We start from the raw sequence: 6,838 nt of genomic DNA, 5'->3' as shown, positions 1-6,838 counted from the left end.
TTATAGCACTAATTTACCAATTGGTTTAGAAATTAGCTGTCAACTATGAATAAAAATTAAAAATACTAAATATATAGCAGGAATAAGTAATCCCATGGCGAATGATTCACATTGATGAAAATATTCACAATATAGTGTATCATGAAGGTACCTTAGCTCTGAAGGGCTGGCTTTATATTTCATCCAATTGTATACCGGTGAAACAAGGCTACGAAAGTCTCATCCCAGCAGCAACAGTGCATGGGGTTTCTTGGTAGTCTTTTTTTGTTGGTAATTATTAAGTCGTAATTATAATAATTTTTAGGAGTGGATTTTACATGCATATGGCAGACGCGTTAATCTCCCCGGTAGTCGGCGGGGCTATGTGGGTAGCAACCGCAGGTTTAGCATCTTACGCAGCTAAAAAAGTCCAAAACGACATTGATGATCGCAAAGTTCCCCTAATGGGCGTGCTGGGAGCCTTCGTATTCGCAGCACAAATGATTAATTTCACGATCCCGGGGACTGGTTCCAGCGGCCACCTATGTGGTGGACTCCTGCTGGCCATTTTGCTTGGACCACAGGCCGCCGCATTAACTATAGCCTCCATTTTAACCATTCAGTGTTTGTTTTTTGCTGACGGCGGCCTGTTGGCACTTGGCGCTAACATCTTTAATATGGGTTTTTTAGCCTGCTTTGTTGCTTATCCTTTTATCTACAAACCGTTAACCGCCAACAACCCTTCACAGGGGCGCATTTTTTTAGCTTCAGTATTGGCAGCAGTTATTGGACTACAGCTAGGCGCGTTCGGGGTTGTACTGGAAACACTCTTTTCCGGGGTTTCCGAGCTCCCTTTCTCTACATTCTTGCTTTTAATGCAACCTATTCATCTGGCAATCGGTTTGGTCGAAGGTCTGGTCACAGCAGTCATCGTTCTATTTATTATGAAAGAATCACCGGCAATCTTACAAAAAACAGCACTGGGGCAACCCTTTGGCAGCATTCCTATTAAAGGGGTTTTTATCACCCTGCTCATTGCCGCCGTACTCACCAGTGGCGCCTTAAGCTGGTTTGCCTCCGCAAACCCGGATGGACTGGAATGGTCTATCGCCAACGTAACTGGCGAACCGGAATTAAATGCCCCGGAAGGAATTCACAGCTTCTTTGCAGAAATACAAGAAAAGACTGCATTCTTACCTGATTATAACTTTAAACAACCTGCAGAAGAAACTAAAGAAGCCACTGCTGCAGTCAACGCAAGCACCTCTGAGGAACCAGCCGCCTGGCCAGCAGTTGACAGCGGTACTTCTATGGCAGGCATCATGGGCTCGATCATGACTTTAGCACTTGCCTACGCAATAGGGAAGGGCTTGCAGCGTTTCGCCAGATAGTAGTATTATTTTTGAATAAGGGATACGGACTTGACCGTATCCCCTTTCCACTTGTGAAAGAGGTTGATCTATGCTAAAAATTGAAGCTAACTGGATAGATTTACGCTACCTTGATGCCCTCTCAACACAAAACACCTCTATTCATCGTCTCAACCCTTGCGTTAAGCTCATTACCACACTTATCTTTATTCTTACTGTTACTTCTTCCTCGAAATATGAGATTACCGGACTGTACCCCTTCTTCTTATTTCCCGCAGTCTTAGTTTCTCTTGGCAATCTGCCATTATCACTAATCCTAAAACGCTTGCTAATTGTTGCGCCTTTTATCATATTTATCGGCATTTTCAATCCGTTTTTTGATAATACACCGATTACGAAGATCGGTTCTGTGGTGATTTCCGGCGGTTGGGTTTCCTTCCTCTCGATCACAATAAAATTGTGTTTGACGGTGACTACGGCTCTAATCTTAGTAGCAACAACGGGAATTGACCCTCTTTGTTCAGCTTTGCTTAAAATAGGCGTACCTAAAATCATTGTTGTTCAATTGTTGTTCATGTATCGCTATCTACATGTCTTAGTAGAGGAATTTGTTCGCTGTATCACAGCCTACAGCTTACGGTCTTTTCACGGCGAAGGGGTCCAGTTCCGAGCCTGGGGTTCACTCTTAGGACAGCTCCTGCTTCGTTCCATTGACCGCGCCAATCGCATTTATCAGGCCATGCTGTGCCGGGGCTTTGACGGCGAGGTGCGCCTGCTACGCACTAGTTCCCTTACCTTAGTAGACATACTCTATCTTATCTTTTGGATCATTTTCTTCTTACTTGTCCGTTGGTTTAACATTCCACAGTTATTAGGCAATTTACTCATGGGGGTCTAGCAATGAGCCATCATATCGTCGAACTAAAAGATGTAACATATACCTATCCAGACCAGACAGAAGCATTACGCGGCTTGTCGGTCCGTATTACTCACGGGGAATCAGTTGCGATTGTTGGCGCTAACGGTTCAGGAAAGACTACGCTTTTGTCTCACCTGATTGGAGTACTCTTTCCAACGTCAGGAACTATAAATATTGGCGGCTATCCAGTGACTAAACAAACTTTACCGCATGTTCGACGAGCGGTAGGTATGGTTTTTCAGAATTCAGATGACCAGCTATTTATGCCTACGGTGTATGATGATGTGGCCTTTGGTCCACTAAACCTGGGATTCCCGCCTGCTGAAGTAGATGCCCGGGTAACTGCTGCCCTAAATACAGTCGGCGCGCTACAGCTTAAGGATCGCACCCCTTATCGGCTTTCAGGCGGCCAAAAACGAGCGGTAGCCATTGCTGCTGTTATTGCGATGGAACCATCTATATTAGTTATGGATGAGCCTACAGCCGGACTTGATCCACTGGCTCGCCGTCAACTAATTAATTTGCTCAAAACCTTTGAACACACCAAGATTATTGCAACCCATGATCTGGATTTAGTGTTAGACCTGTGCCCCCGCACGGTGGTCATAAGCGCCGGCACAGTAATCGCCGACGGCCCGACGCTAGATATTTTTAACAACCAGGACCTTCTGGATAAAGCCCACTTGGAAAAACCCTTCCGTATGCAAGGCTGCCCGGTCTGTAGCCAGCTTTCTAGTTAATGAAAAAACCCCATCATGCAGTTCCGGTATTCCGGAACTCCATAATGGGGTTTTTTATAATAGTGTATACTCTGACACGACCAGCGACAGACCCCGAATAGAAATTCATTCTGTCGCCAATCGGCTATGTATACTTTATTCTTGTATTTATTATAACACCTGTGTATACAAAAATCAATCTGAATTTTGAGCAGAGTCTGTTTAATATCTTTTATATCTCTTAGCGAGAAGTTATATCGATATATCAAAAGCAGACCGCTCATCGTTATACCTGTCAACGATGTCAGGTGCTTTTTTGTTAAACCAATGAGCCGGGCCTAAAAGGCGCCGGCTCATCTGTAAGTATCGGCTAACAGCTACAACTGTCTTCATCCCCAAAGCAGGTAAACAGTAGTATTATGATAATAATCACAATACACCAACTATTACCGCGGCCATGCCCACCGCAACCACCAAAACCAAAGCCCATGTCATTCCCTCCTCGCTTTAACTATCATTATGGGTTTAATTCAATGTAGTTTATGCAATAACCAACCATTAAGTTACTGCCCTATTGTTCTGCTGCAGTTATGAAATGCCCACTGATTTCAGCTTATAGGAGGAAACTGGACAACCTCTCTAGCTATCCACAGCAACTACTTTTTTATAGTACTCACATAATCATGCAGTCCGGCCTGCCATGAACGGAAATAATCGCCGCACGTCAGCTCCAGCATATAATTGCGCAGCACCGAATACGCCGGTCGTACTGCAGGCAATGCAAACTCCGCCGTATTTATTGGTCTTACTTCTATGTTCTGACCGGCAAGCCGCAAAATCTCCCTGGCAAATTCATACCAGGTACACTGGCCATTACTTGACATATGATATGTACCAAATTCAGAAGTATTTACTAACGACAAAACTCCCTGAGCCAGATCAACAGTGTAGGTTGGCGAACCAGTTTGATCATTAACAATGGTGAGATATTCCCGTTCTTTAGCCAATTTCAAAATGGTGCGGACAAAATTATGCCCCTCACCATAGAGCCAGGACGTCCTAACGATAAATAGCCGGGGACAAATCCTGGCGGCAATTATCTCACCTTCTAACTTACTTCTGCCGTAAATATTCAGGGGGTTCGGCTGATCAAATTCGGTATAGGGGCGATTATTTTTTCCATCAAACACATAATCTGTGCTAACATACACCAATTTGCTGTCATAGTGCAGGCAGGCTGCAGCTATGTTCCGTGTGCCAACCACATTAACCCTAAATACAATATCAGCGTGAGTCTCGGCTGCGTCAACGGCAGTATATGCGCCTGCATGAATGACAACATCTGGTTGAACCTCATTAAAAATATGATTAATCTGGTGCGGATTAGTAACATCTAATTCATGCGAGCTAAAGGAAAAAATTTGAATATCAGCAGTATCTATTAGACCACTAAATGCTCGCCCTAGCTGACCTGTTCCACCAGTAACTATTATCTTCATAGTACACCTACTCCAGCCTTAAATTTGGTAAACAATCCAGAGGTATCTCCTTAAGTTTGGGGTATTGCTTATCTTTTGCTGATAGTGTAGGCTCAACGACTGGCCAGGTTATGCCTAAATCTGGATCATCCCAACAAATTCCCCCTTCATGCTGTGGTAAATAGAAGTCTGTACACTTATAGGCAAATAATGCGGTCTGGCTTACCACGTAAAATCCGTGGGCAAATCCTTCAGGGATATACAGTTGCCTTCTATTGCTCGCAGACAAAGTTATACCCACCCATTGTCCGAAAGTCGGTGATCCATATCTGATATCTACTGCCACATCAAACACTTCTCCCTGCAGAACCTGCACCAGTTTTGCTTGCGGATTCGGCTGCTGATAATGGAGTCCTCGCAAAATCCCCCGTGTTGACAAAGATAGATTATCTTGAACAAAATTTGCTACAATACCTACTTCGGCATAGCGCGCGGCGTTCCAGGTCTGCATAAAAAAGCCACGACTGTCTTCAAAAACCCGGGGGTCAATGACCTTTACATCTGGCAGCAACGTATTATAGCATTTCATGGAGTACTTCCCCCTGTGCTACATTCATTAGATACCTTCCGTAACCATTATTACTATATGACTGGGCAATTTTGATTATTTGCGCAGCAGTGATATACCCCATACGAAAAGCGATCTCTTCCGGGCAGGCAATTTTCAACCCTTGCCTTTGCTCAATCGTTTCAATGAAGTTAGCAGCCTGAAGCAGTGTACTGTGCGTTCCTGTATCAAGCCAGGCATAACCCCGCCCCAGGCGTTCAACCCTAAGTTGGCCTTTAGTAAGATATAGCCTGTTGATATCGGTAATCTCCAGTTCGCCCCTGGCGCTGGGCTTAAGATTCCGGGCCATATCAACTACCTGAGCATCATAGAAATACAAACCGGTTACTGCATAATTAGACTTAGGCCGTTTAGGTTTTTCTTCACTACTGACAACAGCTCCGGTTTCGTTAAACCCAACTACACCATACTGTTCCGGGTTGCTGACCCAATAGCCAAAGACAGTAGCCCCTTCATTTTACCGGCTGCATAACAGATATTTATTCCCCATTACGTGCCATCTTTAAGTAGTTGTTGATACAACGGCAGGTCTTGCTGTGTGGATATAACCAATATATCGGCAATTCCTGCCAACATCAGTGTAGACAGCGGATAGTATACCATAGCGAGCTTAACAAAATTATTCAACTATATGAAAACCAGGTAATAAGAAAATAAACATCGCCCCGGCCATTTGATCAAGAATCAACTGGCCGTTCCTACTTCCTACTAGTATATAATTATTCCATTATATGAGCTAATAGCTCTTGTTGACACAAGACAACCCAATATGGCATCTACTAAATCATATAAGTGGTAATCTACTGATGTACTACATAGCAATAAAACCACCTGCCATGATTGGGGTTGACAAAAATACAAAACTATATACCAATATCACCAGCGGAGTATAGTAGCCTAAACAAGAGATAAGACGCTATTGCCATATGAACTGGTATAGCGTCTTATTCATTGATCACGACTGACATCATTATAAGTTATTGTACTCTCTTTGCCCCGTAAAATCGTTCAACGAAATAGGATTCATGCATATTACCAATGGCCACCACCCCTTTCGAAGAAGAGGTATGAATAAATTCATCGCCACCAATATAAATTCCCACATGGGATGCCCCTGCCTCATAGGTAGTAAAATAAACCAGGTCTCCCGGTTGCAGCTCTGTCAGAGGAACTGTCCGCCCGACTAAGAACTGCAGATCGGCGGTGCGCGGCAAATGAATCCCTACCTGACTGTATACATACTGCACTAAGCCTGAACAATCAAACCCCTGGGTAGGGGAAGCACCTCCCCACACCAACGACTGCCCAAGCATATTCTTGGCAAACGCTAAAATTTTCGCAGTCTGCTCTTCAGTTATAGATGGTTTATTTGCGGTTATTTCTTCTTCGATGTCACCCGCGGTCATCACCTCAGTTAAAATTGAATCTAGCGACGAGACGAACTGAATATACCCGGAGTCGGGGGAAGCCTCAACCTGTGCCGCTACGCTTGACAAAGCGCTAGTCGACACCAAGATCAATATCCAGCTTATTAGCTGTCGCCAGTATTTCCGCGCCATTTAACCATCCATACTTTGCAAGTAGATAGTTTGTGCATAATATCCTGCTTAGCCTTTACTTGACCCGATAAGGCACTTGAAATAGATTTGCCGAAGTTGATGTTTTTTTTAATCTCTATAAACATAATTAACCTCCAATTAGTTTACAGAATATGTTTGCTTTATTGTATGCCAATTGGAGTAGAA

At 43.9% G+C, this 6,838-nt stretch carries 7 protein-coding genes and 1 pseudogene; 3 read left to right on the top strand and 5 right to left on the bottom strand.

The features are described 5' to 3' along the window. Positions 1-317: 317 nt before the first annotated feature. The 3 genes from VN379_RS02955 (at position 318) to VN379_RS02945 (ending at position 3,008) form a co-directional block, all read left to right on the top strand. Positions 318-1,370: an energy-coupling factor ABC transporter permease gene (locus VN379_RS02955; RefSeq protein WP_325530629.1), complete on the top strand. Its 1,053-nt coding sequence runs from the start codon at positions 318-320 to the stop codon at positions 1,368-1,370. A 70-nt stretch (positions 1,371-1,440) separates the two neighbouring features. Beyond that, a complete protein-coding gene (cbiQ, locus tag VN379_RS02950; RefSeq protein ID WP_325530627.1) occupies positions 1,441-2,247 on the top strand; it encodes a cobalt ECF transporter T component CbiQ in 807 nt (268 codons plus the stop codon). A 2-nt stretch (positions 2,248-2,249) separates the two neighbouring features. Then, positions 2,250-3,008 carry an ABC transporter ATP-binding protein gene (locus tag VN379_RS02945; RefSeq protein ID WP_325530625.1) on the top strand — a complete coding sequence of 253 codons (759 nt, stop codon included), beginning with the start codon at positions 2,250-2,252 and terminating at the stop codon, positions 3,006-3,008. A 635-nt stretch (positions 3,009-3,643) separates the two neighbouring features. Here VN379_RS02945 and rfbD read toward each other — a convergent pair. From rfbD to VN379_RS02920, 5 genes and pseudogenes are all read right to left on the bottom strand, one after another. Next, on the bottom strand, positions 3,644-4,486 hold the full coding sequence (gene rfbD / locus VN379_RS02940; protein ID WP_325530623.1) for a dTDP-4-dehydrorhamnose reductase: 843 nt from the start codon (positions 4,484-4,486) through the stop codon (positions 3,644-3,646). Between the two features lie 7 nt (positions 4,487-4,493). Next, positions 4,494-5,054, bottom strand: coding sequence for a dTDP-4-dehydrorhamnose 3,5-epimerase (gene rfbC / locus VN379_RS02935; protein ID WP_325530621.1), 561 nt, complete (start codon positions 5,052-5,054; stop codon positions 4,494-4,496). After that, positions 5,041-5,696: pseudogene (locus VN379_RS02930) on the bottom strand (sugar phosphate nucleotidyltransferase); the annotation flags it as partial. The pseudogene VN379_RS02930 and the gene rfbC, both read right to left, overlap by 14 nt. 374 nt (positions 5,697-6,070) lie before the next feature. Beyond that, complete coding sequence (locus VN379_RS02925; protein ID WP_325530619.1) at positions 6,071-6,604, bottom strand: C40 family peptidase; 534 nt, start codon at positions 6,602-6,604, stop codon at positions 6,071-6,073. A 20-nt stretch (positions 6,605-6,624) separates the two neighbouring features. After that, on the bottom strand, positions 6,625-6,777 hold the full coding sequence (locus VN379_RS02920; RefSeq protein ID WP_325530617.1) for a hypothetical protein: 153 nt from the start codon (positions 6,775-6,777) through the stop codon (positions 6,625-6,627). Positions 6,778-6,838 lie beyond the last annotated feature (61 nt).

Source organism: Sporomusa sp., assembly GCF_035561255.1.
Classification (GTDB): Bacteria; Bacillota; Negativicutes; order Sporomusales; family Sporomusaceae; genus Sporomusa.
The sequence above is the reverse complement of the archived record's forward strand: the minus strand, read 5'-3'. Positions and strand labels throughout refer to the sequence as shown.

What these genes read in the sequence shown, in the direction of transcription:
- VN379_RS02955 (WP_325530629.1), top strand. Translation starts at nt 318, where the DNA reads ATGCATATGGCAGACGCGTTAATCTCCCCGGTAGTCGGCGGGGCTATG.
- cbiQ (WP_325530627.1), top strand. Translation starts at nt 1,441, where the DNA reads ATGCTAAAAATTGAAGCTAACTGGATAGATTTACGCTACCTTGATGCC.
- VN379_RS02945 (WP_325530625.1), top strand. Translation starts at nt 2,250, where the DNA reads ATGAGCCATCATATCGTCGAACTAAAAGATGTAACATATACCTATCCA.
- rfbD (WP_325530623.1), bottom strand. Translation starts at nt 4,486, where the DNA reads ATGAAGATAATAGTTACTGGTGGAACAGGTCAGCTAGGGCGAGCATTT.
- rfbC (WP_325530621.1), bottom strand. Translation starts at nt 5,054, where the DNA reads ATGAAATGCTATAATACGTTGCTGCCAGATGTAAAGGTCATTGACCCC.
- VN379_RS02920 (WP_325530617.1), bottom strand. Translation starts at nt 6,777, where the DNA reads ATGTTTATAGAGATTAAAAAAAACATCAACTTCGGCAAATCTATTTCA.